Consider the following 22,096-nt stretch of genomic DNA (forward strand, 5'->3'; position numbering starts at 1 on the left):
GCCTTCACCGGTGGGAGAGTCGGTCGCCGCCAACCTTACACAGGAAATCCTCTTGGATGCTTTCACCAGCAACCAAGAGGATTTTTGCTGTCTGGACCGTACTTGGTCCTCATGTATTCATTTTGAGTTAAATTGTCATACTTATAAATAGCCGTTGGCTACCTATTAACCTACTGTAATAATTTCTTCTCTGATAGATGCGCTTGTTATATCCTTGGTTTTTGTTGGGCTTGTTCGCTGTTGCGGTACCTGTTGTTATACATCTGTTGCAGTTAAGGCGGCCGCAGCGAGTGTTGTTTACTAACACAGCCGTGATTAGACAGGTCGAACTTGTATCGACACGTCATCGGAAGGTGCAAAATTGGTTTATTTTGCTTGCTCGAGTGGGAGCGGTGGCAGCTTTGGTGCTTGTTTTTTGTCAGCCATTTATTCCGGCTATGGAAGGAAGTGATGTTAGAGGAGTTGATGTGGTGGTAGATAACTCTTTGAGTATGCAGTTGTCTGATGCTGAATCGGGCTCATTGTTGGATAAAGCTGTGGGCGAAGCTCGGCGGATAGGCAATGAAGCAGGAAATCAGTTGCGACTATTGACTGCAGGACCGGGTTTATTATCTAAGGCTGTTTATGATAATAAGTTGGATGAACTTCGTCCTACTTCGAAAGCGGCTTTTGTTAGTAAGTATGTTGTTGGCAGTGGATTCGGAGGTAGTAGCTCGACCTACTTATTTTCCGACTTTCAGAAGACGGCATTTTCGGCTGATATGCTTAATAAGTTGGCCACTGGTAGAGAAATAATACTTGTGCCATTAAGCGGACAGGAAGTTGGTAATATTTTTGTGGATAGTATATGGGTTGATGATGCTTTTTTGCGGATGCGCACTAACGTGGCGATGCATATCCGACTGCGGAATGGTGGACGGGCAGCGGTTTCCGATTGTCCGGTAAAAGTGTTTTTGGGGAATCAGCAGGTGGCGGCGTTTCGGGTGACGGTGGGAGCGGGGCAGGCAGTGGCATCGGTTGTGCAGGTGCAACTTGCGGATGAACAACTGGCTTTGGGGCGGGTGGTTACTGAGGATGTGCCAGTTATGTTTGATAATACGTTCTACTTTACGTTGCGGCCAGCGGCGGTTATTCGTGTGCTGGAGATTGGGGGGGAACCGATGGCGCGCCAAGTGTACGCTAATGAGCCGCTGTTTAATTATAGCTTTTCAAAGGTGCAGAATATCGATTATGGGATGCTGAGACAGGCTAATTTGGTGTTGCTGAATGAAGTGGACAGGCTGGATGCCGGTTTGCGCGATGCATTGCGAGGTGTAGTGAAGCGTGGTGGGAGTGTGGTATTGGTGCCGACGGCGACGACGACTGCACGGCAATCGTACGAGCAGTTGTTTCGGGATTTGGGATTGGGAACGGTGCAGTGGGAAGATGCCGGGGCAGCGCCAGCACTACGCGAAGTCGCAATGCCTAATGTGAGGGAACCGTTCTTTAGAGATGTATTCGGGGCGCAGTCACGGACGGTGACCATGCCACGGGTGGCACCCGTATTGCGGTGGTCGCGGACGGGAACGGACATTTTGCGGTTGCGGGATGGGGAGAGCTATTTGGCAAATTTTGCAAGTGGGGCAGGACAGGTGTATGTGTTTTCGGCACCATTTGCCAAGGAATATTCGGATTTTACGGCACAGGCTCTGTTTGTGCCGGTGATGTATAGAATGGCCATGCTCAGCTATAAAAGCGAGCAGCTACCGGCATACAAGTTGACGCAGGAGGCGGTGAGCTTGCACCTGCCGGCCGCAGTTGGAAGTGTGGGTGGGCCGGCAGATGCCGTGAACTTAAAACTGGTGAAGGATAGTCTGACCTTGATTCCAGGGCAGCGGGTGGTGGGGCAGGAAGTACGGATGGAGTTGCCGGTGGGTATTAGCGAGGCGGGATTTTACCAGGTGCAGCGGCAGGGCAAAGTGTTGACTACGCTGGCGTTTAACCAAGACCGGCGCGAATCGGAACTAGCGGCGTATTCGGCAGAGGAACTGCGGCAACTGGTGGGACCGAACCGGCCCAACGTGCGTGTAGTAGAGGCGGGGAATGCCGGTGCGGGCCTGGCAAAGTTTCGGGATGAGCGAACGGGTACTCCGCTGTGGCGGTACTTTTTGGCCTTGGCGCTGCTGGCGCTGTTGGCAGAAGCTTTGCTGGTGCGATTGGGCAAGCGGGCCACTGCTACAAAGCGGATGGCGGTGGCTGGCTGATGGAGGGGCCGCAGCTGTAAAACCCGGGCGATGGGGCTGCGGGCCGTATCTTGCCACTTTAATTTGCTGCGCGATTTATGGCTAATGCTTCTGAAAACCTAAACACGACCGCGCCCAACGAGGAAGCGGGGCTGGTGCTCCGGCTGGCGATGCGGTTTGGCGTAGTGGTGGGGCTGGCTTGTGCGCTGTGGATGGTTGGGTTGCAGCTGGCGGGCAGCAATGGTTTTGGGCCAAAACAATTGCTGGCGCAGCTGCTGGTACCGTTGGCGGCCGTAGCGAGTGAATGGATGCTGCGGCGCAAACTGCAGCCAAACCGGTCTGGCCTGGGCCGCTCGCTGGGCGTGGGAACGCTCACGGTGCTGATTGCGGCGCTGATTTCGGCAAGTAGTTTGGTTGGGCTAGCACACGGGGCGGGTGAGCCGGCACTTGCCCGGCACCGGGCCGAGGTGCTGGAAATTGTGCGCGCTCAGCAGCGCGAAAACCCTAAGGCGCAGCTGAGTGAACAGGCGCAGCAACAGCAGGTACGTAATGTAGCCAACCTGAACATTGGCGATATGGCCATCAGTAATTTTACGCAGGTGCTTTTGCTGGGCTTTGTGCTGGCAATTCCGGCGGGGATTTTTCTGCGGGAATAATTATTCCGGTTACCTTTCGGCTCACTTTACTCTAAATACTAATGGAAACAAATGCTACTTCAGTAACAACTTCATCGGTGGGCCTGCGCTATGGCTTGCTAACGGGCTTGGTCAGTATCATTATTTCATTTGCGCTCAACGTCGCGCACCTGGAACAAAGCCCGGCCAAATGGCTGTCAACAATCATCTTAATTGTAGGTGTTTTCTTGGCTCAACGTTTCTATAAGGAGCACAATGCGGGGTTCATGAGTTATGGCGAGGGGCTGAGTGTCGGCATGATGTTGACGCTTGTATCGGGGATAATGGGTGCGGTGTTCAGCTATATCTACATCAGCTTTATGGACAATGGCATGATTGCGCGGATGCTAGATAAAGCGCGGACCGATATGGAGAGCAAAGGTGGGGCATCAGACGAGCAAATTGACCAGGCGATGCAGCTAACTGCTAAGTTCATGACACCTGTTACTATATCGCTGTTTGTTGTGCTCTTTTCGCTACTATTCGGATTGGCCATTTCCTTGGTAGTATCGGCAATTATTAAAAACCCGAAGCCCGAGTTTGAATAAAGTATCTAATAATTTCCCGGTGGAAATTTCCATCGTGATTCCCCTGCTGAACGAAGCAGAGTCGTTGCCTGAACTCACGCGCTGGATTGCGCGGGTGTTGGTGGCGCGCGGATTGACCTATGAGGTTATCCTGATTGATGATGGCTCGACGGATGATTCCTGGGCTGTGATTGAAGCATTGGCCGTGGACGATGCCACTTTGCGGGGCATTCGTTTCAACCGCAACTATGGCAAATCGGCGGCGTTGAACGTGGGGTTTGAGGCGGCGCGGGGGCGGGTGGTGTGCACCATGGACGCCGACCTGCAGGACTCGCCGGAAGAGTTGCCGGAACTCTACCGCATGATTACGGAGGATAAATTTGACCTGGTGAGCGGCTGGAAACAGAAGCGGTTCGACCCGCTGTCGAAAACAATTCCGACGAAGTTGTTTAACGGTGCTACGCGGTGGATTTCGGGTATTCAGCTGCACGATTTTAACTGTGGACTGAAGTCTTACGACTCGCGGGTGGTTAAGAGTATTGAGGTGTATGGCGAAATGCACCGTTACATTCCGGTGATTGCGAAATGGAACGGATTTCGCAAGATTGGCGAGAAGGTGGTGCAACACCAGGAGCGCAAATACGGCGTAACTAAATTCGGACTGGAGCGCTTCATATTCGGGTTTCTGGATTTGATGAGCATCACGTTTGTGGGGCGGTTTCGGCGGGCACCAATGCACTTTTTTGGCACGCTGGGAACGTTGTCGTTTTTGCTCGGCCTGCTGATTACGCTGTGGCTGACGGGTGAGAAGGTGTGGCTGTCGCTGCACAATCTGAAGGCGCGGCAGGTGACGGAACAGCCATTGTTTTTTATGGCTTTGACGGCGGTAATTGTGGGCGTACTGCTATTTGTGGCGGGATTCCTGGGCGAAATGATTCAGCTGAACGGGCCGAAACGCGATGATTACCTGGTACGGGAAAGACTGAAGTAATTCAGTTAACATTTATCAATTAACATTTAACAGCTGTGTAATTAGCTGAATAAAAATTGTCGAATGTTAATTGTTAAATGCTGGATGAAATGAAAGTTGTGATAATTGGGCCGGCTTACCCTTTGCGCGGCGGGCTGGCGACGTATAACGAGCGGCTGGCACGGGCATTTCGGGAGGCTGGCGATGAGGTGCGGATTGTGACGTTTTCGCTGCAGTACCCGAATTTTTTATTTCCGGGCCAGACGCAATTCAGTACCGAGGCGGGGCCGGCGGACTTGGATATTGAGGTCAGCTTGAACTCGGTGAACCCGCTGTCGTGGCTGCGGGTGGGACGGAAATTGCGGGCGGAGCGGCCCGATTTGGTGATTTTCCGGTTCTGGCTGCCCTTTATGGGGCCGGCGCTGGGCACGGTGGCGCGGCTGGTGCGCGGCAACGGGCACACCCGCGTGGTGGCCATCACCGACAACGTGATTCCGCATGAGAAGCGGCCGGGCGATGGGCCGCTGACCCGCTATTTCCTGAGCGCCTGCGATGGCTTTGTGACAATGAGCCGCAGTGTGCTGAATGATTTGCAAAACCTGGGCTTCGGGCGGAAGCCGGCGCTGTACCGGCCGCATCCGCTGTACGATAATTTCGGGCCGCTGAAATTGAAAAGCGAGGCGTTGGCGGCGCTGAAACTGCCGGATACGATGGGGTATCTGTTGTTTTTCGGGTTTATCCGAGCGTATAAGGGGCTGGATATTATGCTGGAGGCGATGGCAGATAAGCGACTTGCCGACTTGCCGATTAAATTAATTATTGCGGGCGAATTTTATGAAGATGCGGCGCCGTATGAAGAATTAATCCGGCACTATAAATTAGAAGACCGGATTATTCGGGCGACGGATTTTATTCCCAACGAAAAAGTGGTGGATTATTTCTGCGCCGCCGATTTAATTGTGCAGCCGTATAAAAATGCAACGCAGAGCGGGGTGTCGCAAATAGCGTATCACTTTGAGCGGCCCATGCTGGTGACGGATGTGGGCGGGCTGGCCGAATTAATTCCTGATGGCGTGGTGGGCTATGTAGTGCCGCCCACGCCCGGCGCAATTGCCGATGCGGTAGTGAATTTTTATGCGGAGCACCGCGAAGCTGCCTTCGAGGCGGGCGTGCGGGAGCAGAAAAAGCAGTTTTCTTGGCCGGTGATGGTGGCGGCGTTGAAAGAAGTGGCGGCGAAATCGCAATAGGCTGCCGAGCCAGTAATTTGCGACTCCACCCAATGGCATGCGCTGATGAGCACGACAAGCGAAATTCCTTTCGATGATTTTATTGCGGCCTTGCCAACGGAGCGGCAGCAGCCGGCCACGCAAGTCTGGCAACTGGTGCGCCAAGCCGTGCCAGCGGGCTATACCGAGCACATCGGGCCGAAATACCTGGAGTTTCGGGCGGGGGCGCAGATGTACGTTGGGCTGGCTAATCAGAAAAGCCACCTGAGCCTGCACCTGGTGCCGATGTACTTGATGCCTGCCCTGCAGGAGCAGTTGGCGGCGGCGGCCCCCATGCTGAAAATGGGCAAAGGCTGCGTAAATTTCAACAAGATGGAAGAGCTGCCGCTCGATGCGCTGGCTGGGCTGATTGCCGCCACGCCTCTGGCCGATTATGTGGCTAAACTGCAGGTGGGGCGTGGGGCGTCGCGCAAAAAATAGGTTGTCAGGTATTTGTGTGGTAAGCTTTAGCTTGCCGTATTAGCGCTAACACGGCAAGCTAAAGCTTACCGCACGACGCTTTCGCGCACGGCTTGCAATACTTTTTCGGCCGGCAGGTCCTCCATGCAGCTAGTGCCCAGCTGGCAGCTGCCCCGGTAGAAGCACACGCAGTCTTTGTTGGGCTGCACGATTTGGCCGCGGCCGTAGAGGTCGAATTCGTGGGGGTTGAAGATGTTATTCATCAGAATGGTGGGCTTGCGCAGGGCGATGCTGATGTGCATGCCCATGGTTACCTGCGTCACGATGCCGTCCATCTGATTCATCAGGTTGATGAATTGGGGGAGGGGGAAGGTGCCGGGGTAGGCCGCGCCGGTGGCGGCGTGCAGCTCGCGGTTGCGGGCGTCTTCGGCCTCGCCGCCCAGCAGTATGGGCGTGTAGCCGGCGGCTTGCAGGCCGAGGATGAGCTCAATCCACTTGGCGGTGCTCCAGAGGCGGGTGGTCCAGCGGTCGCCGCAGCCGGTGTTGAGGCCGATGCGGGGGCCAGCGGCGGCGGGCAGGGTGCTCCAGTCGTAGCCTTTGTCGTCGTGGGTGTCGAAAACGTATTCTTCGCCCCGGAAATCGAAGCCGCAGAGCTCGAAAATTTCCTGCACGTAGGGCTTGGTATTGGCCTGGCTGATTTGGTCGAAGATGCCGGTGAGGTACTTGTGCTCGGCCAATTGGTTCACGGGCCAGGCCACGCCGTCGTGGGGGCGCAGGGCGTAGCCAAATTTCTCTTTGGCCTGGATGGTGTTGAGCAGGGCGCAGGCTTCCTTCTCCTTGTCGAGGTTGATAACCACATCGAACTCGCGGGCCTGAAGCTGTAGGGCGCTGGCAAAATCGAATTTCAAAATCTCCTCAATCTCACTCTGGGGCAGGATGGCGGGTGTGAGCGTGAGCCAGGTAATGGCGCAGCCGGGCCGCTCCTGGCGCAGGCGGCGCAGCAGCGGCGTGGTCCTGATAACGTCGCCAATGGCCCCGAGCTTGATGATGAGGATGCGCTGCGTGACGGGCGAATACACCGGGCAGCCTTCGCAGACGTAGCCGTGGGTTTTGTTGGGGCGGCAGGGGAGGTCGCCGCGAAAGTGGCGGCAGTCGGGGTGAACAACGGTATCGGAGAGCTGGGGCACGGGGCGGGGAGCGGGGCGGTTGAAGCGTAAAAGTAGCAGACAGTATCGCCCGTAAAAAAAACGCCGCAGCCCCAGGGGACTACGGCGGCTTGCGAAGCGCGGTGGGCGGAGGCTTACAGGCCCACGTTGAACGTGCCGTTGGTGATGGATTTGGATGCTCCGGCCGGGCCAATGCCCGTGAAGGTGAACGTGCCCGTGACGTTTGTCGCCGTGAGGGCCGTGACCACAATAGTGCCCGCGCCAATGGTGTTCTGTCCGCTTGAAGAGGGCAGCGCTCCGGCGTAGTACACGGCGTTAGTAGTGCCCGAATTGGTGCTGTAGGTGGCCGAGGCCCTGGCCGTTGAGCTGAACGTGTACGTTCCCACGGCATTGGGCATTTCTAGTGACAGGTAGTTGGATGTGCTGCCGTTGGTGACGGTGCCGGCCACTGAAACGGTATTGCTGCCCGTTTGCGATTGCACGGTGGTGGTACTCATGGCCGCGCCGTCTACGGTCCAGGCCAGGCCGCGCGCGGGGGTAGGGTCAGCACCGGGGGCACTAGACGAAGAGCAGGCACTGACAGATGCCAGGGCCACTACCGTGGCAGCACGGTAGGAGAGCGTACGGAAAGAAATCATGTAGTGAAAAGGAATAGGTAGTGGAGAAATACGCGGTAACTACAGCAGCGTACGCGCCAAAGGGCGGCGCTACCGCCCCACGTAGCTATGCGGCGTGATGCCGCGCAGCTCCGCTTTCACGCTTTCGCTCACGTCCAGCCCATCGATAAAACCCCCGATGCTGGCCGCTGAGATGGCCTCTCCGGTGCGAGTGAGGGCTTTGAGGGCGTTGTAGGGGTCGGGGTAGGCTTCGCGGCGGAGAATGGTCTGGATGCCTTCGGCCACCACGGCCCAGTTGGCTTCGAGGTCTTTCTGTAGGGCCGACTCATCGAGGGCCAGCTTGCCCAGGCCGCGCTGCAAGGCCCCCAGCGCGATGAGGATGTGGCCGAGCGGCACGCCCAGGTTGCGCAGCACCGTGGAGTCGGTGAGGTCGCGCTGGAGGCGGGAGATGGGCAGCTTGGCGGCGAAGTGCTCCAGCAGGGCGTTGGCCACGCCGAAGTTGCCCTCCGCATTCTCGAAGTCGATGGGGTTTACCTTGTGCGGCATGGCCGAGGAGCCCACCTCGCCGGCCTTGATGGTCTGCTTGAAGTAGCCCAGCGAGATGTACTGCCACACGTCGCGGGCCAGGTCCAGCAATATTGTGTTCAGGCGCTTGAGGGCGTCGCAGTGGGCCGCAAGGTGGTCGTAGTGCTCAATTTGGGTGGTAGGGAAGGAGCGGCTGAGGCCCAGCCGGTCGTTCACGAAGGTGGCGGCGAAGGCGTGCCAGTCGGTGCCGGGGTAGGCTACGTAGTGTGCGTTGAAGTTGCCGGTGGCTCCGCCAAACTTCGCCCCGAAGGGTATCTGGGCCAGTAGCGCCACCTGAGCATCGAGCCGGGCTACGAACACCTCAATTTCCTTGCCCAGCCGCGTGGGCGAGGCCGGCTGGCCGTGGGTGCGGGCCAGCATGGGCACGGCGGCCCACTCCTGAGCGCGGGCGGCCAGGACGTTGCGCACTTCGGCATAGGCCGGCAGCAGCACCCCCATCAGCGCATCGCGGAAGCTGAGCGGGATGGCCGTGTTGTTGATGTCCTGCGAAGTGAGGCCGAAGTGGATAAACTCGATGAAATTGCTCAGGCCAAGCCGGGTAAACTCCTCGCGCAGCCAGTATTCCACGGCTTTCACGTCGTGGTTCGTCACGGCCTCGTGGGCTTTGATGGCCTCGGCATTGGCTTCGGTGAAATGCTCGTAGAGGCCGCGCAACGGCGCGAAAGCCTCCGCTGGCACGCCCGCGAGCTGCGGCAGGGGCAACTCAGCCAGGGCGATGAAATATTCGACTTCGACCAGCACGCGGTAGCGTATCAGGGCCATTTCGGAGAAGCGCGGGGCCAGGGGGGCGGTGGCGCGGGCGTAGCGCCCATCGAGGGGCGAGAGGGCAGTAAGGGGGCTGGGCATGGAACAAAAGTACGGGCTGAACGAGCGGGACAGAACGAAAAAAGAAGGGGAGTTGGCCACTCCGGTCTCCGCTTGCGTATTCCCTCTACTTTCGTTGTTCTTACCTTTGGCGTTGGCGAAGCCGACCACCTTACTGATTTCCGTGCGCATATCCCCCTCCACCAAACGTCTTATTATTGGCATTGTCAGCAGCCTGGTGGCGGTGCTGCTACTGGCTTTTGCTGTGTTTCAGTGGAAGCGCCAGCAGCTGCTGGAGTATGCTTTGAAAGAGGTGAAGGCCAAAGTTGAGCGCAAGTATCCGGTCATTCTCACGCTGGGGCCGGCTCGGTTCGCGGGCTTCAAAACCGTCGAAATCCAAGGCATGAGCCTGGTGCCCCGGGCCACGCCCACCGATACGCTCCTGACGGCCAAGCGCCTGCAGGCCAGCCTGAGCGTGCGCTCGCTGTTTGCCGGCCGGCCGGTATTCAGCGGGCTCGAAATCATGACGGCCCGCCTCACGGCCCGCAAAACGGCCACTTCCGACAATTTCGGGTTCCTGGCCAAAAAGCAGCCGGCCAGCACCGTGCCGCGTGACACCACCAAGGGCACCAACTACGGCCTGCTGCTGAACCGCGCCCTCGAAGCGGCCTTTGATAACGTGCCCGGTGAGGCCGATTTCAAGAATTTCTACGTGAGCTACGTCAGCCCGCACCACACGGCGCTGCTGCGCCTGCCGGAACTGCTTATTAAGGACGGCGACATTTCGGGCCGCCTCACGGCTACCATCGATTCGGTGTCGAACGAGCTGGGCATCAGCGGGCACATCGAGCCCAGCGACTATGCACTCACGGCGCGGGTGTTTGGGGTGGGCGGCTCGGTGCAGCTGCCCTACGTGCCCCGCCGCTTCGGTGCGCTGGTGAGCTTCGACACGGTGCAGGTGCGCCTGGATAGCAAGGATTTCGACAACGACGACACCGGCGGCCGCCTCACGGTGCGCGGCTCGCTGGCGGCGCGCGGCTTCAGCCTCTATCATCCCAAGCTGGCCTCCAACGAGATTGAGGTGAAGCGCGGCTCGCTGGATTTTGTGGCCACGCTGGGCCGCGGCACCATCGCGCTGGAAAAAGGCAGCCAGATTACGGTCAATAAGCTGGTGTTGTACCCCGAAATCAGCGTGCGGATGAAGCCCAGCCGCGCCGTGAGCATCCGCGTGACTTCGGCCGAAACCCAGGCCAACGACTTCTTCTCGTCGCTGCCCACCGGCATTTTCGACGAAGTGCGCGGCACCACCGGCACCGGCACGCTCACCTACCACCTCAACACCAGCCTCGACATGGCCCAGGTGGACAGCCTAAAGTTCGATTCGGGCCTGCGGGGCAATAATTTTCACCTCACCAGCTTCGGCGAGGAAGACCTGAATAAGCTGAACACGGCCTTCCAGTACACGGCCTATAACGACAAGGGCGATTCGCTGCGCACCTTCGCCGTGGGCCCACCCAACCCGGATTTCGTGCCCTACAACGACGTATCGCCCTACCTCATCCACGCCATTACCACGGCCGAGGACCCGCGCTTTTTCTCGCACCACGGCTTCATGGAGCAGGCATTTGTAAAGTCGGCCATCCAGAATATCAAGGAGCGGCGCTTTGCGCGGGGCGGCAGCACCATTTCAATGCAGCTCGTGAAAAACGTATTTCTGAGCCGCCAGAAAACGGTAGGCCGCAAGGCCGAAGAAGCGCTGATTGTGTGGCTGCTTGAAAACGCCCACCTTGCCAGCAAGCAGCGCATGTTTGAGGTCTACCTCAACATCATCGAGTGGGGCCCCAGCAAGTACCGCTGGCCCAGCGGCAAGCGCGGCGTGTATGGCGTGAAGGATGCGGCGCTGTTCTACTACGGCAAGCGGCCCGACGAGCTCAGCCTGCCCGAGAGCCTGTACCTGGCCAGCATCATTCCCAAGCCCAAGTATGCCCGCTACTCGTTTGATGCCTACGGCGACCTGCGCCGCAGCACGCGCTACTTCTTCCGCCTCATTGCCGACATCATGGCCACCCGTGGTCTTATTACCGGCACCGACCGCGAAAACCTGCCCTATTCGCTGCACCTCGGTGGCCCGGCCCGCCAGTACATGGCCTTCGCCGCTCGCCCTGATACCACCCGCGCCACCGTTCAGGCCGATTCGAGCCAGTTTGAGCCCCTCAACCTGATTGACCTGCTGAATACTGGCGCGACCCCCGATGCGGGCGTGAACACCAATGTGCCGGATGCTGAGCCGGCCAAAGCCCCGAAGTAGGGCTTAGAGCAGTTTTCGGATTTGTGTACACCTTAGGAGGCCAGCAGGCAGTAGCGCGAACTTTGTAGTTCGCGTCCCCGCGCCATCAGAGCCGTTCTAATGGCGCGGGGACGCGAACTACAGAGTTCGCGCTACGTGTACACGAACCTGAAAACCGCTCTATAATAAACAGAACGTCAGGCTGAGCTTAGGAAAACCCAACGTTCTGTTGCTCGCTGCTCATTGCTCGCGCTTCGGCCACACCAACGAGGCCAATACGCTCATCACCAGTAGCCCGCCTACTACGCCCAGCGCCACGGGCATGGGAATGGTTATTACGCTTTCGAGCAGAATCTTGGCCCCGATGAATACCAGAATCAGCGACAGGCCGTAGTGCAGGTGGTGAAACAGGCGCATCATGCTGGCCAGCGCGAAGTACATGGCGCGCAGCCCCAACAGGGCAAATACGTTGGACGTGAAGACGATGAACGTGTTGCGCGTGATGGCCAGGATGGCCGGGATGGAATCGGCCGCGAACACCACGTCGGTAGTTTCCACCATCACCAGTACTACGAAAAGGGGCGTGGCAAAGCGCAGGCCGTCCTTGCGGACAAAGAATTTGCCGCCTTCCAGCTGCCGGGTGATGGGCAGGTGGCGGCTCAGGAAGCGGACCACGGGGTTGTTTTCAGGGTCGATTTCGGGGTCGCTGCTGCTCGTACCCATCCGAATGCCCGTGTACACGAGGAACGCGCCGAGCGGGTACATCAGGAAATGGAACCGGGCCAGCAGCGCCGCCCCGGCCAGAATGAACACCGCCCGCAGCAGCAGCGCCCCCAGTACCCCCCAGAACAGGATGCGGTGCTGGTATTGCACCGGAACCTTAAAGTAGTTGAAAATGAGCAGAAAGACGAAGAGGTTATCCACGCTCAGGGCCTTTTCCACGAGGTAGCCCGTGAGCCATTGCAGGCCCGCCTGATGGCCCATGGTGCGGTATACCAGCCCGTTGAAGCACAGTGACAGGACTACCCAGAACGCGCTCCAGCCCAGGGCTTCGCGCATCTTTATCTCGTGCGCCTGGCGGTTGAAAACCAGCAGGTCGAGCAACAGCAGTGCCACCACGAATACCGTGAAGGCCAACCAGAACAGGGGCGTATTTTCCATGCGTATGGTAAGATACGCCGGGGCGGGTGGCTGGTTGGCGCCAGGGCGGCCGGCCGGGTAAAAGGCTTGTCCTTAGCGGCTGCCCACCCGCTTTAGCGGGTGCAGCCAGCTGCTGATTTTCATCTGCAGCACGCCGAAGAAGGCTTCCTGCACAATGCCCTTCGACATCTTGGAGGTGCCCCGGGTGCGGTCGGTGAAGATGATGGGCACTTCCTTGATGCGGAAGCCCAGCTGGTAGGCCAGCCACTTCATCTCAATCTGGAAGGCATAGCCCACGAAGTGAATGTTGGCCAGGTCGATGGCCTGCAGCACCCGCGCCGTGTAGCACTTAAAGCCCGCCGTGGCATCGCTGATGGGCATGCCGGTTATCAGGCGCACATACCAGGAGGCGAAATACGACATGAGCACCCGCGACATGGGCCAGTTCACCACGTTCACGCCCTGGATGTAGCGCGAGCCAATGGCCATGTCGTAGCCCTCTATGGCGCAGGTGTCGTGCAGGCGCAGCAGGTCCTCGGGGTTGTGCGAGAAGTCGGCGTCCATCTCAAAAATATACTCGTAGCCATGGGCCAGGGCCCAGTGGAAGCCGTGCAGATAGGCCGTGCCCAGGCCCTGCTTGCCGCCGCGCACCTCCAGAAACAGACGGCCCGGAAACACGATTTGCAGCCCGCGTACGATGGCGGCCGTGCCATCGGGCGAATTATCATCGACAATGAGCACATCGAAAGCCCGTGGCAACGACATCACCTTGCGGATAATCAGCTCCACATTTTCGTGCTCGTTGTAGGTAGGAATCAGGACGAGGCCTTCGCTCATGGAATTCAAATTGACCCCAAAGATAGGGTTTAGAGGCCCGAAGCTGCATGGCCGAAACGGCTACCCGCTACGATTAGGCTGGCCACCGCCGGCAAATAGGCCGGTGGCTGACAGCCGCCGGGCTAAAACAGGTTAATGTTCAGCCGCTAAGAGGGCTGCCCGCACCCGCGCCTGGCGGATGCAATCGGGCACGCTCACGCCCACGCGCCAGTTGGCCACGGCCACGATGTGTTCGGCTTCGAGGGTGTCGGCGGCGCGGTGGGCGTCGATGATGCGCGCATCGAACTGCGGAATGCTGCGCGGCCAGGCGTAGCGCCCCTGCCAGCGCGGCGCGCCCGTGATGCCGTAAAATTTGCTCAGCTCGGCGTGAACGGCGGCTTTCTGCGCGTCCTCGGGCTGACTGGCGGCGGCTTCGTACTGCGCGCCGCCCACGAAGGTGGTGAAGAGCACCTGCCCGGCCGGCACCCGTTGCGGATATATCGAGCTGGTCCAGATGGAGCCGGCGGCGTAGGGGCCCTCCACTTTGGGGTGCAGCGCCCCGAAGCCGTTGAGCGGGTGCGCCACGGCGGCGCGGTCGTAGGCCGAGAATACGGCCGTCATGGGCGGGTAGTGCACGGCGGCCAGCGCGGCGGCGGCTTTCGGAAATAAGGCCTCCAGCAGCGGCGCAACTGCATAAGTGGGCAGCGCCAGGGCCAGGTGGGAGTAGCCGGGCGCGGCTTCCAGGCCCTGCGGGCCCTTTAACTCCAACTGATAGGTGCCATCTGTGGCGCGGGAAATGGCGGTGACGGCCGTGCCGGGCTGGTAGCTGGTGAGCAGGGCCGCCAGCGTGTCCGGAATGGTCTGGATGCCGTTTTTGAGGGTAATGATGCGGCGGCGGCCCGCGCCTTTGCCGCCCTTCATGAGGCCGCGCAGCACCGAGCCGTGCGCTTGCTCCAGGGCCGTGAGTTGCGGGAAGGTTTTGTTGATGAGCAGCTGCTCGGGGTCGCCGGCGTAAATGCCGGCCATGAAGGGGTTCACGGCGTAGTCCAGGATTTCGGGGCCGAAGCGGCGGCGGAAAAAGTGGGCCACGGTTTCCAGCGGGTCGATAGGCGCGGCGGGCTGGCGGAATTCTTTCAGCAGCTGCCACTTGGCTTTCAGGCTGAAAAAGCCGTTGGTGAGCAGGGTGGGGGGCGAGCCGGGCAGCACCTGGTAGCGGCCGTCGCGCAGCACGTAGCGCTGCTGGCTCACGGCGGCGGCGTCCTCAATCTGGTCGGTGAGGCCGAGGTCGGCGAGCAATTCTTCCAGCTCGGGGCTCAATTGCAAGGAGTTGGGGCCGGTTTCGAGGAGGTAGCCTTCGGGGGTGGCCCAGCTGCGCAGGTTGCCGCCGGGGCGGGTGTCGGCCTCGAACAGGTCGTAGGCCACGCCGCTTTTTTGCAGGTACCAGGCGAGGGTGAGGCCGCTGATGCCGCCGCCGATGATGGCAATTTTCATAGTAGCACGAAAAGTAGTAGCGAGTAGTAGCGCGAACTTTGCAGTTCGCGTCCCCGCCCCGACCGGACAATGCGAACGGCGCGGGGACGCGAACTACAAAGTTCGCGCTACTTCCTTTGTTATCATGACACCAAAAAACAAAGCCATATTTCTGGACCGCGATGGCGTGCTGAACGAGGAAATCGGCACCTATGTGTGGCAGCCGGAAAAATTCAGCATTATTCCCGGCGTGCCCGAAAGCCTGGCCCGCCTCAAAGCCGCCGGCTACCTGCTCATCGTGGTTACCAACCAGGCCGGCATCGCCAAAAAGCTCTACACGGCCACCGAGGTACGCGCCTGCCACGCCAAGCTGCAAGCCGCCTGCAACGATGTTATCGACGCGCTGTATTTCAGCGATGCCCACCCCAGCGTGAGCGAATCCATTCTGCGCAAGCCAAATTCCGGCATGCTGGAAAAGGCGGTGGCCCGCTTCAACCTGGATGTAGCGCAGTGCTGGATTGTGGGCGACCGCCTCCGCGACATGGAAGCCGGGGCCAACATCGGCGTGCGCGGCATTCTGGTGGGGGAGGAGGATACGACATTCGCGCCGCACGTAGCGGACCTGCGGGCGGCCACGGCGCTTATTTTAAAAGCTGTTTGAGTTAATTCTTCTGATTTTAAACGGTGTAGAGACGCATCTTTGCGTCTTGTCGTTGGGCGATTCCCTTCAACGACGAGACGCAAAGATGCGTCTCTACACCGTTTCAGCGGTATTCTTCGCTAACTTAAACAGCTTCTTAGGGCAATGACAGGCACCGAAAAAAAGCCGGGTTGGATAGCCCGAAACCGCAATACCGTTTTTTTGATGGTGTGCGTCATCATTGGGCAGGTGATTTTTTATTTCAACACCACGGCCAATAGCAAGCGCGAAATCGAACGCTACAAAGCCCTGCAACTAGCCGGCCGGGTAGAGAAAATCCTGTCCAATTCGCGGGGTATTCAAAAGGTGAAGCTGGCCACCGGCGAAACCCAGGCGCTGGGCCTGACGGCTGCCGGGCAGCAGTACCTGCAGGTGGGCGATTCGGTGGTGAAGGCGGCGGGCAGCGACAGTGTCACTTTGTATCGCCGGTTTTCGGCTTATACCGAGGTGTCGGTTTTCGGGCCGAGTGCGGCCGATGATACGGGGCTCATCAGGCGTTACCAAATCAAGCGGCCATGACCGTCATGCCGAGCATTCTGCGCGTCAAGCAGATACCGAGGCATCTCGCTCGCTTCGTTGGAACGATTGAGTTACTGCGGCACGCGAGATGCCTCGGCTGCGCTCGGCATGACGTAACAAAAAAGGCCGGCCTCCCATGCGGGAAGCCGGCCTTTCTACTTCAAATTCAAAAGCACTACTGGCGGGCCGCCGGGGTAGCCGTGCTGGCCGTGATGGGCGAGGAAACGCGGTTGGCTTCCTTGGTGCTGCTGTAGGCGGGGCACTTCTGGCGGTTGCAGGCGCCCAGGGAGAGGGCCGCGAAGCCGGCGGCGAGCAGAACGTACTTTTTCATAATTTATATAAAAACGGGTGAGGGGTTGCAGGGTTGGGCTTCAAAGATAAGCAGCCAGCCTAATATATCGCTGCAATTCCCTAACGCCGAAATTGAATTATTCGTACCCGAGGATGCGCATCATGCTGCTGGCTTCCTGCTGGGGCGCAAACACGGTATCGGTGAGGGTGCCGTCTTCGGCGCGGTCGAGGATGATGTGCTGCGGGGCGGGGATGAGGCAGTGCTTGATGCCACCGTAGCCGCTGAGGCTTTCCTGGTAGGCGCCGGTGTGGAAGAAGCCCACGTAGAGCGGCTGCGCATCCTGGGGCTTGCGCTCGGGCAGGAAGGTCTGGTAGATGTGCTTCTCGGAGTTGTAATAGTCCTGCGAGTCGCAGGTGAGGCCGCCGAGCTGGATTTTCTTGTAGGACTTCTCCCAGCCATTGAGGGCCAGCATGATGAAGCGCTGGTTGAGGGCCCAGGTATCGGGCAGGTTGGTGATGAACGAGCCGTCAATCATGTACCAGAGCTCCTTGTCGTTCTGCAGCTTTTCGTCGAGAATGCTGTAGATGGTGGCCCCGCTTTCGCCCACGGTGAAGATGCCGAACTCGGTGAAAATATGCGGTTCGGGCACGCCCTCTTCCTTGCAGATGCGCTGGATGGTACGCAGGATTTCGGCCACCATGTAGGGGTAGTCGTAGTCGGGCTGGATGCTGGTCTGGATGGGCAGGCCGCCGCCAATGTCTATGGTGGTGAGGGTGGGGCACACCTTGCGCAGCTCGCAGTACTTGTGCACGAAGCGGCTCAGCTCGGACCAGTAATAGGACGTGTCCTTGATGCCCGTGCTGATGAAGTAGTGCAGCATGGTGAGCGTGAAGCGCGGGTCGTCCTTGATGCGCTGCTCGTAGATGGGGATGGCGTCGGCGTAGCGGATGCCCAGGCGCGAGGTGTAGAACTGGAAGCGCGGCTCTTCGTCGGAGGCCAGGCGCATGCCCAGGTTCACGTTTTCGCGCACGTGGTCGTGGTAGTACTCGATTTCGTTGGGCGAATCGATGATGGGCATGCAGTTCACGAACCCGTCGTTGATGAGGTCGGCGATTTCCTTCTTGTAGGCCTCGGGCTTGAAGCCGTTGCAGATGATGTGCTTCTGCTTGTCGACCTTGCCCTGGGCGTGCAGGTTGCGGATGATGCTGATGTCGAACCACGACGAGGTTTCGAGGTCAACATCGTTCTTCAACGCCTCCTCCAGCACGAAGCGGAAGTGCGACGACTTGGTGCAGTAAGCGTAGGAATAGGTGCCGGTGTAGCCGGTTTCGGCGATGCCGTCGGCAAACCATTTCTTGGCCCGCTGAATCTGGGAGCTGATTTTGGGCAGGTAGGTGAGGCGCATCGGGGTACCGTACTTTTCCACGAGGGCCATCAGGTCGATGTCGTGGAAGCGGAGCTCGTGGTCCTGAACGGTAAAGTCGGCCGTGGGGAAGTCGAAGGTTTGGGAAATGAGGTCGTGGTACGTATCCATTCGGGTTTTGAAAACGGCAAAAAAGCCCGACCTTTGCGGCGGGCCGTACAAAAGTACCGCCGGGGTCAGGATAACGGCTGGGAACCGATTGTTGTTCTCCCGCTACCCGGCCTCGCATCGTGACGATGGAATATTAGCGACTTGGCTACGGCAGATTCTTCTGCCGCAAGGCAGCGTTTTAATTAATTTTGAATTAAGAATTAACAATTAAGAATTAGCAGTTGCTGCCCTGGGTGCTCTCCTAATTCTTAATTTTTAATTATTAATTCTTAATTCAAAAAACGGTGCCGCCAACCTGCTTACTCAAATTCCCACCCTCCGATGAAACGCATTAAATTACTGGAAGTCCGCTCCGAGCTGGGGGCGGGTACCCGCGGGGCCGGCATGGGCCCCGACGCCCTGCGCGTGGCCTGCCTCAACAAAGGTTCTGACTATTTCCGGCGCTTCAATACAGTGGTGCTGCCCGATTTGAACCAGGTGCTGTTCGAGAAAAACCAGTTCCCGTTCGCCAAGCACATCGACGCCATTTATACCGTGCAGAAGGGCATTGCCGCCGCCGTGGAGCAGACGCTGCGCTTCGGCGAGTTCCCGCTGGTGCTGGCCGGCGACCACAGCAGCGCCAACGCCACCATTGCCGGCATCAAGGCCGCCTACCCGACCAAAACGCTGGGCGTAATCTGGATTGATGCCCACGCCGACCTGCACTCGCCCTATACCACGCCCAGCGGCAACGTGCACGGCATGCCCCTGGCCGCCGCCCTGGGCCTCGACAACCTGAAGCACCAGCGCAACATCCCCGACGCGGAAACCGAGTTTTTCTGGCGGCGGCTGCAAAACCTGGGTGAGCCCGGCCCCAAGCTGCTGCCCGAGCACCTGGTGTACGTGGTGGTGCGCGACACCGAGGAGCAGGAAGACGCCCTCATCGAAGAGCTGGGCATCAAGTGGATTCGGCTGCCCGAAATAAAGGAAAAGGGCTCGCGCCGTCTCACCCGCGAGATTTATGAGCACCTGCGCTTCTGCGACATGGTGTACATTTCCTTCGATGTCGATAGCCTCGATTCGAGCTTCAGCATGGGCACCGGCACGCCCGTGGAGGACGGCCTTTACCTCTCCGAAGCCGAAAATCTCTGCCAGGACCTGCTGGAAAACGAGCGGGTGGTGTGCTTCGAGATGGTCGAAATAAACCCCACGTTGGACAACGGGAATACGATGGCGAAGAATGTCTTCAACATCCTGGAAAAGGCGACGGATGCCATTGAGCGCCGCCTGCGGCTGGAGGAAGTGGTGAGTCGGTAGCGAGCTACCGGACTTGTTCCAGTAGTACCGTGTAGCCTTCCAGCCCCCCGCCGGAATTGTTGAATATCTCGGCTGGCTTGGCCGCAAAGCCCACCACGCGGTAGCCGTTTTCTGCCATAAAGTTGAGAATGGTAGCGGCGGAGGTACGGAAAAATCTAGTAGACAGCTCCGCACTGTTCAACCCCCCGACTAATTGCCCTCCGGTGTCGAAACTTGGGTTGTAGCTGTTTTTCAGCGCGTACAGGTACACTACTACCACTCTGCCGGGCTGGCTGATAGCTGCGGTGGAAGCGGGGGCCTGGGCCTGCGCCGGAGGAGCTAGCAGCAGAAATAAGGAGAAAACAATTATTGTCAGCGCTGGGATGATTCTTTTCATAGGGCGAATTGGATAGAATGCCAGAAATTTTAGAAGGCAATATAGAAAGGCGCAGTATACTCAAATTATCGGGGTGTTGACGTACCAAAGTAGTGATGTATGGTTGAATAAAAACGCCCTGCTAGTGAGCAAGGGCGTTTTTATTAGTTTCAGGACAGCGAATTAGTGAGCCACGCTGAGGCGTGAAGTGATGCGGGCACCACCAGATGTTTCGATGACGCATTGGTACAAGCCCGGCGCTAGTGCGGATGTGGAAAAAGCTTTTAGCTGTTCTCCGTTCATGACTTCCTCATCCCGCATGATGGTAACAACCCTGCGGCCGACCATATCGGTTAGGTAAGCGGATACCCGGCCAGCGCTGACTCCTGAAAAGCGGATGGTGGCCACCTCAGATGCTGGGTTTGGATAGACCTGAACATCGGCGATGACCGGAACTGCCGATGCTGGCGTGTTAGGAGCCGCCGAAAGTTTCCCAGGTCCGGAGCGTAGGTTCATAGCATTGGTATAAGTGGCGCTGCCGCAGAACGATTGCACCGTGGCAATATCTACTTGGGGCAATACGCCGCAGGAGCGAGGCAGCAGTTCGTCAAAACTCGTCACCTCTTGCACCATGACCGGGAATTTCAACACCAGAAGCACGTTTTGTGTCGTTGCCGTGGTATTGCGCCGCCGCAGGTTCAACATGAATTTCAAATAGATGGGATACAGTGAGCCAGGATTGGTATTTCGGGTTGGGACAAACTCGCTGCTGGCCGGGTCCTGAATATTATTGCCGCTTATGTCCAACTCCAGAATGTTATTGCTTAGGCAGTTGGCATCCAGGTAGTCGGTGCGCAGCACATGGGTGGTAGCACTGCTCATGCCCTCGTAGTGCCATGCGGTAGAACCGGCCGGAAAAACGACCGGATATTTGCGACCTTCCTGTAGCAAGGCTACCTGAAAATCCTGCACCTCCAAGCCAGAAGCTGGGTTGATGAGGTATTGAATGGGAGCAGGCACCCGGTACTGATACAGGCGGCGGTTGCGACCGTCGGTATCAACGTAGCCCGACTGTTTTACTTCTACAACGGGCTTGCGCAGCACGCTCAACACGCCCATGGCCTCGTTGTAATACGGGTATTCCTCTGGGGTAGTGATGGTACGGGTACCCGGGTTGTTGAACGTAATGGCTTCGTATAGTGCCGTGGCACTCATGGTGCCGGTCATCTGCGTCGTCATCTCAATGGCCATCGGCTGGATGCTGACCGCCTGAGTCCCGGCATCCTTGCCGCCCCCAAAAAAAGAATCCATGATGCTGACGGCCGTGCCGATGTAGGGCACGGCATTCAGCCCGGCACTCAGGAAGGAGTTGCTCCCAATGGCGGCGGTGAGCTGCTGCACGGCGTTTTTCTTGGCATTGGCATCCGCTACGCTACTCTTGGCCCCTTGGGCGTTGAGCTTGCCGGTGAGCGCCGAGGCATACGAGTTGAGGGTTTTGTAGGTGCTTTGGCCGGCGGTGATGACCCCGTTCGTTTTTTTGAACATATTCACGGCATCATCGAAGGTCGAGCTGGTCGAAGTTGCCCCGGTGCTGCTGTTGGTGCTCATCAGCGTGCCAGTCGTCACGCCCGTTAGCTTGATGTCGGCTTGGCTAATAAGCCGAACCTCAATTTTCAGCTTGGAGTCGAACTGACACACGCAGGGGTCGTATTCCATCGGGAAATCGGCCATGAACCATTTGGTGTCCTGATTCAGAAAACGGACTATGGATGAAAACTCGGAGTTGTCGCGGCCCGGCGAGGTGTTTTCCAGGGCCGTGCCAATGCCTTCGAGCCGGTTCAGGGTGCCGGCCTTTTTTTGCGGGCCGTTGGTGTTGAAAATCAGCTTGATTTCCGCAAACTGGTAGTCCTACACCCGTGCGCCCGTAGCGACGAACACGCGCAACATGCCTGAGTACTTGTTGTAGAGCACCACGTAGGGATTGACCAGGTTGGCCACCCGCGTGCCGCTATCATCATAGCCCAGGTTGCGCTTAATCAGCTCCCAGCCGTCGCCGGGCATATCCTCTTTGCCCAAAATGTGTGTCATCAGCGGATTATCGGACTGCTCCCAGGGCATCCAGATGGCGGTGGCGTTGGGCTGGGCCTGGCAGTTCAGGTTCCACCAGCGGCCGTTGTATTGCTGCCCGTAAGCCCAGTTGAACGTGTTGGTGCGGGCGGGGTACTCCGGGTTGTAAGCCAAGGGTCCGCGTTTACCAGACCAAGGGTTGGTGCTGATGCCTTTTATATCGCAGGGCGCGGCTGGTTGAGCCACTACAGGCTGGGCAAGGGCAATGGATAGGAGCCCCACCATTGTGGGTAAAAAATTCCTCATGATGTTGGTGTGGTAAAAAAGGACGAAAAAAGGCAACCCGTGCTACCTCCGGCCGGAGAAGTAG

The 22,096-nt window shown here is 58.4% G+C and carries 21 protein-coding genes; 10 read left to right on the top strand and 11 right to left on the bottom strand.

The annotated features are described in order from the left end of the window. Nucleotides 1–197: 197 nt before the first annotated feature. The 6 genes from HBN54_RS21360 (at nucleotide 198) to HBN54_RS21385 (ending at nucleotide 6,099) form a co-directional block, all read left to right on the top strand. Complete coding sequence (locus HBN54_RS21360) at nucleotides 198–2,243, top strand: BatA domain-containing protein (protein WP_168675272.1); 2,046 nt, start codon at nucleotides 198–200, stop codon at nucleotides 2,241–2,243. A 77-nt stretch (nucleotides 2,244–2,320) separates the two neighbouring features. Beyond that, entirely contained in the window at nucleotides 2,321–2,878 is a 558-nt protein-coding gene (locus tag HBN54_RS21365) for a DUF4199 domain-containing protein (protein ID WP_168675273.1), read from the top strand. 41 nt (nucleotides 2,879–2,919) lie between these two features. Continuing rightward, on the top strand, nucleotides 2,920–3,444 hold the full coding sequence (locus HBN54_RS21370) for a DUF4199 domain-containing protein (RefSeq protein ID WP_168675274.1): 525 nt from the start codon (nucleotides 2,920–2,922) through the stop codon (nucleotides 3,442–3,444). 19 nt (nucleotides 3,445–3,463) lie between these two features. Then, on the top strand, nucleotides 3,464–4,414 hold the full coding sequence (locus HBN54_RS21375) for a glycosyltransferase family 2 protein (protein WP_168675275.1): 951 nt from the start codon (nucleotides 3,464–3,466) through the stop codon (nucleotides 4,412–4,414). An 89-nt stretch (nucleotides 4,415–4,503) separates the two neighbouring features. Next, nucleotides 4,504–5,640: a glycosyltransferase gene (locus tag HBN54_RS21380; RefSeq protein WP_210428143.1), complete on the top strand. Its 1,137-nt coding sequence runs from the start codon at nucleotides 4,504–4,506 to the stop codon at nucleotides 5,638–5,640. Nucleotides 5,641–5,685: 45 nt separating this feature from the next. Beyond that, the gene (locus HBN54_RS21385; RefSeq protein ID WP_168675277.1) at nucleotides 5,686–6,099 is read left to right on the top strand and encodes a DUF1801 domain-containing protein; all 414 of its coding nucleotides are present in this window, start codon (nucleotides 5,686–5,688) and stop codon (nucleotides 6,097–6,099) included. Nucleotides 6,100–6,164: 65 nt separating this feature from the next. Here HBN54_RS21385 and HBN54_RS21390 read toward each other — a convergent pair whose 3' ends face one another. The 3 genes from HBN54_RS21390 to purB form a co-directional block, all read right to left on the bottom strand. After that, nucleotides 6,165–7,265, bottom strand: coding sequence for a glycosyltransferase family 9 protein (locus tag HBN54_RS21390; RefSeq protein WP_168675278.1), 1,101 nt, complete (start codon nucleotides 7,263–7,265; stop codon nucleotides 6,165–6,167). 113 nt (nucleotides 7,266–7,378) lie between these two features. Continuing rightward, nucleotides 7,379–7,882, bottom strand: a complete 504-nt coding sequence (locus tag HBN54_RS21395) for a DUF6252 family protein (protein ID WP_168675279.1) — start codon at nucleotides 7,880–7,882, stop codon at nucleotides 7,379–7,381. Between the two features lie 69 nt (nucleotides 7,883–7,951). Next, nucleotides 7,952–9,292, bottom strand: a complete 1,341-nt coding sequence (gene purB, locus HBN54_RS21400; protein ID WP_168675280.1) for an adenylosuccinate lyase — start codon at nucleotides 9,290–9,292, stop codon at nucleotides 7,952–7,954. Nucleotides 9,293–9,434: 142 nt separating this feature from the next. On the opposite strand from purB, the gene HBN54_RS24090 reads away from it, so the two are divergent. Continuing rightward, nucleotides 9,435–11,558, top strand: coding sequence for a transglycosylase domain-containing protein (locus HBN54_RS24090; protein WP_168675281.1), 2,124 nt, complete (start codon nucleotides 9,435–9,437; stop codon nucleotides 11,556–11,558). A 219-nt stretch (nucleotides 11,559–11,777) separates the two neighbouring features. On the opposite strand, the gene HBN54_RS21410 is transcribed toward HBN54_RS24090, so the two are convergent. The 3 genes from HBN54_RS21410 to hemG all read right to left on the bottom strand — a co-directional run bounded on the left by HBN54_RS21410 (nucleotide 11,778) and on the right by hemG (nucleotide 14,984). Further along, entirely contained in the window at nucleotides 11,778–12,698 is a 921-nt protein-coding gene (locus HBN54_RS21410) for a TerC family protein (RefSeq protein ID WP_168675282.1), read from the bottom strand. A gap of 72 nt (nucleotides 12,699–12,770) precedes the next feature. Next, a complete protein-coding gene (locus HBN54_RS21415; RefSeq protein ID WP_168675283.1) occupies nucleotides 12,771–13,514 on the bottom strand; it encodes a polyprenol monophosphomannose synthase in 744 nt (247 codons plus the stop codon). A gap of 132 nt (nucleotides 13,515–13,646) precedes the next feature. Beyond that, the gene (gene hemG, locus HBN54_RS21420) at nucleotides 13,647–14,984 is read right to left on the bottom strand and encodes a protoporphyrinogen oxidase (protein ID WP_168675284.1); all 1,338 of its coding nucleotides are present in this window, start codon (nucleotides 14,982–14,984) and stop codon (nucleotides 13,647–13,649) included. Between the two features lie 124 nt (nucleotides 14,985–15,108). On the opposite strand from hemG, the gene HBN54_RS21425 reads away from it, so the two are divergent. Then, nucleotides 15,109–15,624: a D-glycero-alpha-D-manno-heptose-1,7-bisphosphate 7-phosphatase gene (locus HBN54_RS21425; RefSeq protein WP_168675285.1), complete on the top strand. Its 516-nt coding sequence runs from the start codon at nucleotides 15,109–15,111 to the stop codon at nucleotides 15,622–15,624. A gap of 204 nt (nucleotides 15,625–15,828) precedes the next feature. Then, complete coding sequence (locus HBN54_RS21430; RefSeq protein ID WP_168675286.1) at nucleotides 15,829–16,182, top strand: hypothetical protein; 354 nt, start codon at nucleotides 15,829–15,831, stop codon at nucleotides 16,180–16,182. Between the two features lie 175 nt (nucleotides 16,183–16,357). Here HBN54_RS21430 and HBN54_RS21435 read toward each other — a convergent pair whose 3' ends face one another. Both HBN54_RS21435 and HBN54_RS21440 read right to left on the bottom strand, forming a co-directional pair. Next, nucleotides 16,358–16,513, bottom strand: a complete 156-nt coding sequence (locus tag HBN54_RS21435; RefSeq protein WP_168675287.1) for a hypothetical protein — start codon at nucleotides 16,511–16,513, stop codon at nucleotides 16,358–16,360. 97 nt (nucleotides 16,514–16,610) lie between these two features. Further along, a complete protein-coding gene (locus HBN54_RS21440; RefSeq protein ID WP_168675288.1) occupies nucleotides 16,611–18,008 on the bottom strand; it encodes a type III PLP-dependent enzyme domain-containing protein in 1,398 nt (465 codons plus the stop codon). 321 nt (nucleotides 18,009–18,329) lie between these two features. Here HBN54_RS21440 and HBN54_RS21445 point away from each other — a divergent pair, with 321 nt between their 5' ends. Further along, on the top strand, nucleotides 18,330–19,304 hold the full coding sequence (locus HBN54_RS21445; RefSeq protein ID WP_168675289.1) for an arginase: 975 nt from the start codon (nucleotides 18,330–18,332) through the stop codon (nucleotides 19,302–19,304). Between the two features lie 4 nt (nucleotides 19,305–19,308). Here HBN54_RS21445 and HBN54_RS21450 read toward each other — a convergent pair whose 3' ends face one another. The 3 genes from HBN54_RS21450 to HBN54_RS21460 form a co-directional block, all read right to left on the bottom strand. After that, nucleotides 19,309–19,680, bottom strand: coding sequence for a hypothetical protein (locus tag HBN54_RS21450; RefSeq protein WP_168675290.1), 372 nt, complete (start codon nucleotides 19,678–19,680; stop codon nucleotides 19,309–19,311). 162 nt (nucleotides 19,681–19,842) lie between these two features. Then, on the bottom strand, nucleotides 19,843–21,390 hold the full coding sequence (locus HBN54_RS21455; protein ID WP_168675291.1) for a T9SS type A sorting domain-containing protein: 1,548 nt from the start codon (nucleotides 21,388–21,390) through the stop codon (nucleotides 19,843–19,845). A 177-nt stretch (nucleotides 21,391–21,567) separates the two neighbouring features. Further along, entirely contained in the window at nucleotides 21,568–22,032 is a 465-nt protein-coding gene (locus HBN54_RS21460) for a hypothetical protein (protein WP_168675292.1), read from the bottom strand. Nucleotides 22,033–22,096 lie beyond the last annotated feature (64 nt).

This window comes from Hymenobacter artigasi, assembly GCF_012275535.1.
GTDB classification, from domain to species: Bacteria; Bacteroidota; Bacteroidia; order Cytophagales; family Hymenobacteraceae; genus Hymenobacter; species Hymenobacter artigasi.

Coding starts and splice junctions, on each gene's coding strand:
- HBN54_RS21380 (WP_210428143.1), top strand. CDS start 4,504: ATGAAAGTTGTGATAATTGGGCCGGCTTACCCTTTGCGCGGCGGGCTG.
- HBN54_RS21385 (WP_168675277.1), top strand. CDS start 5,686: ATGAGCACGACAAGCGAAATTCCTTTCGATGATTTTATTGCGGCCTTG.
- HBN54_RS21460 (WP_168675292.1), bottom strand. CDS start 22,032: ATGAGGAATTTTTTACCCACAATGGTGGGGCTCCTATCCATTGCCCTT.
- HBN54_RS21365 (WP_168675273.1), top strand. CDS start 2,321: ATGGCTAATGCTTCTGAAAACCTAAACACGACCGCGCCCAACGAGGAA.
- HBN54_RS21410 (WP_168675282.1), bottom strand. CDS start 12,698: ATGGAAAATACGCCCCTGTTCTGGTTGGCCTTCACGGTATTCGTGGTG.
- HBN54_RS21360 (WP_168675272.1), top strand. CDS start 198: ATGCGCTTGTTATATCCTTGGTTTTTGTTGGGCTTGTTCGCTGTTGCG.
- HBN54_RS21370 (WP_168675274.1), top strand. CDS start 2,920: ATGGAAACAAATGCTACTTCAGTAACAACTTCATCGGTGGGCCTGCGC.
- HBN54_RS21445 (WP_168675289.1), top strand. CDS start 18,330: ATGAAACGCATTAAATTACTGGAAGTCCGCTCCGAGCTGGGGGCGGGT.
- HBN54_RS21455 (WP_168675291.1), bottom strand. CDS start 21,390: ATGGCCGATTTCCCGATGGAATACGACCCCTGCGTGTGTCAGTTCGAC.
- HBN54_RS21440 (WP_168675288.1), bottom strand. CDS start 18,008: ATGGATACGTACCACGACCTCATTTCCCAAACCTTCGACTTCCCCACG.
- HBN54_RS21435 (WP_168675287.1), bottom strand. CDS start 16,513: ATGAAAAAGTACGTTCTGCTCGCCGCCGGCTTCGCGGCCCTCTCCCTG.
- HBN54_RS21395 (WP_168675279.1), bottom strand. CDS start 7,882: ATGATTTCTTTCCGTACGCTCTCCTACCGTGCTGCCACGGTAGTGGCC.
- HBN54_RS21450 (WP_168675290.1), bottom strand. CDS start 19,680: ATGAAAAGAATCATCCCAGCGCTGACAATAATTGTTTTCTCCTTATTT.
- HBN54_RS21430 (WP_168675286.1), top strand. CDS start 15,829: ATGGTGTGCGTCATCATTGGGCAGGTGATTTTTTATTTCAACACCACG.
- hemG (WP_168675284.1), bottom strand. CDS start 14,984: ATGAAAATTGCCATCATCGGCGGCGGCATCAGCGGCCTCACCCTCGCC.
- purB (WP_168675280.1), bottom strand. CDS start 9,292: ATGCCCAGCCCCCTTACTGCCCTCTCGCCCCTCGATGGGCGCTACGCC.
- HBN54_RS21415 (WP_168675283.1), bottom strand. CDS start 13,514: ATGAGCGAAGGCCTCGTCCTGATTCCTACCTACAACGAGCACGAAAAT.
- HBN54_RS21425 (WP_168675285.1), top strand. CDS start 15,109: ATGACACCAAAAAACAAAGCCATATTTCTGGACCGCGATGGCGTGCTG.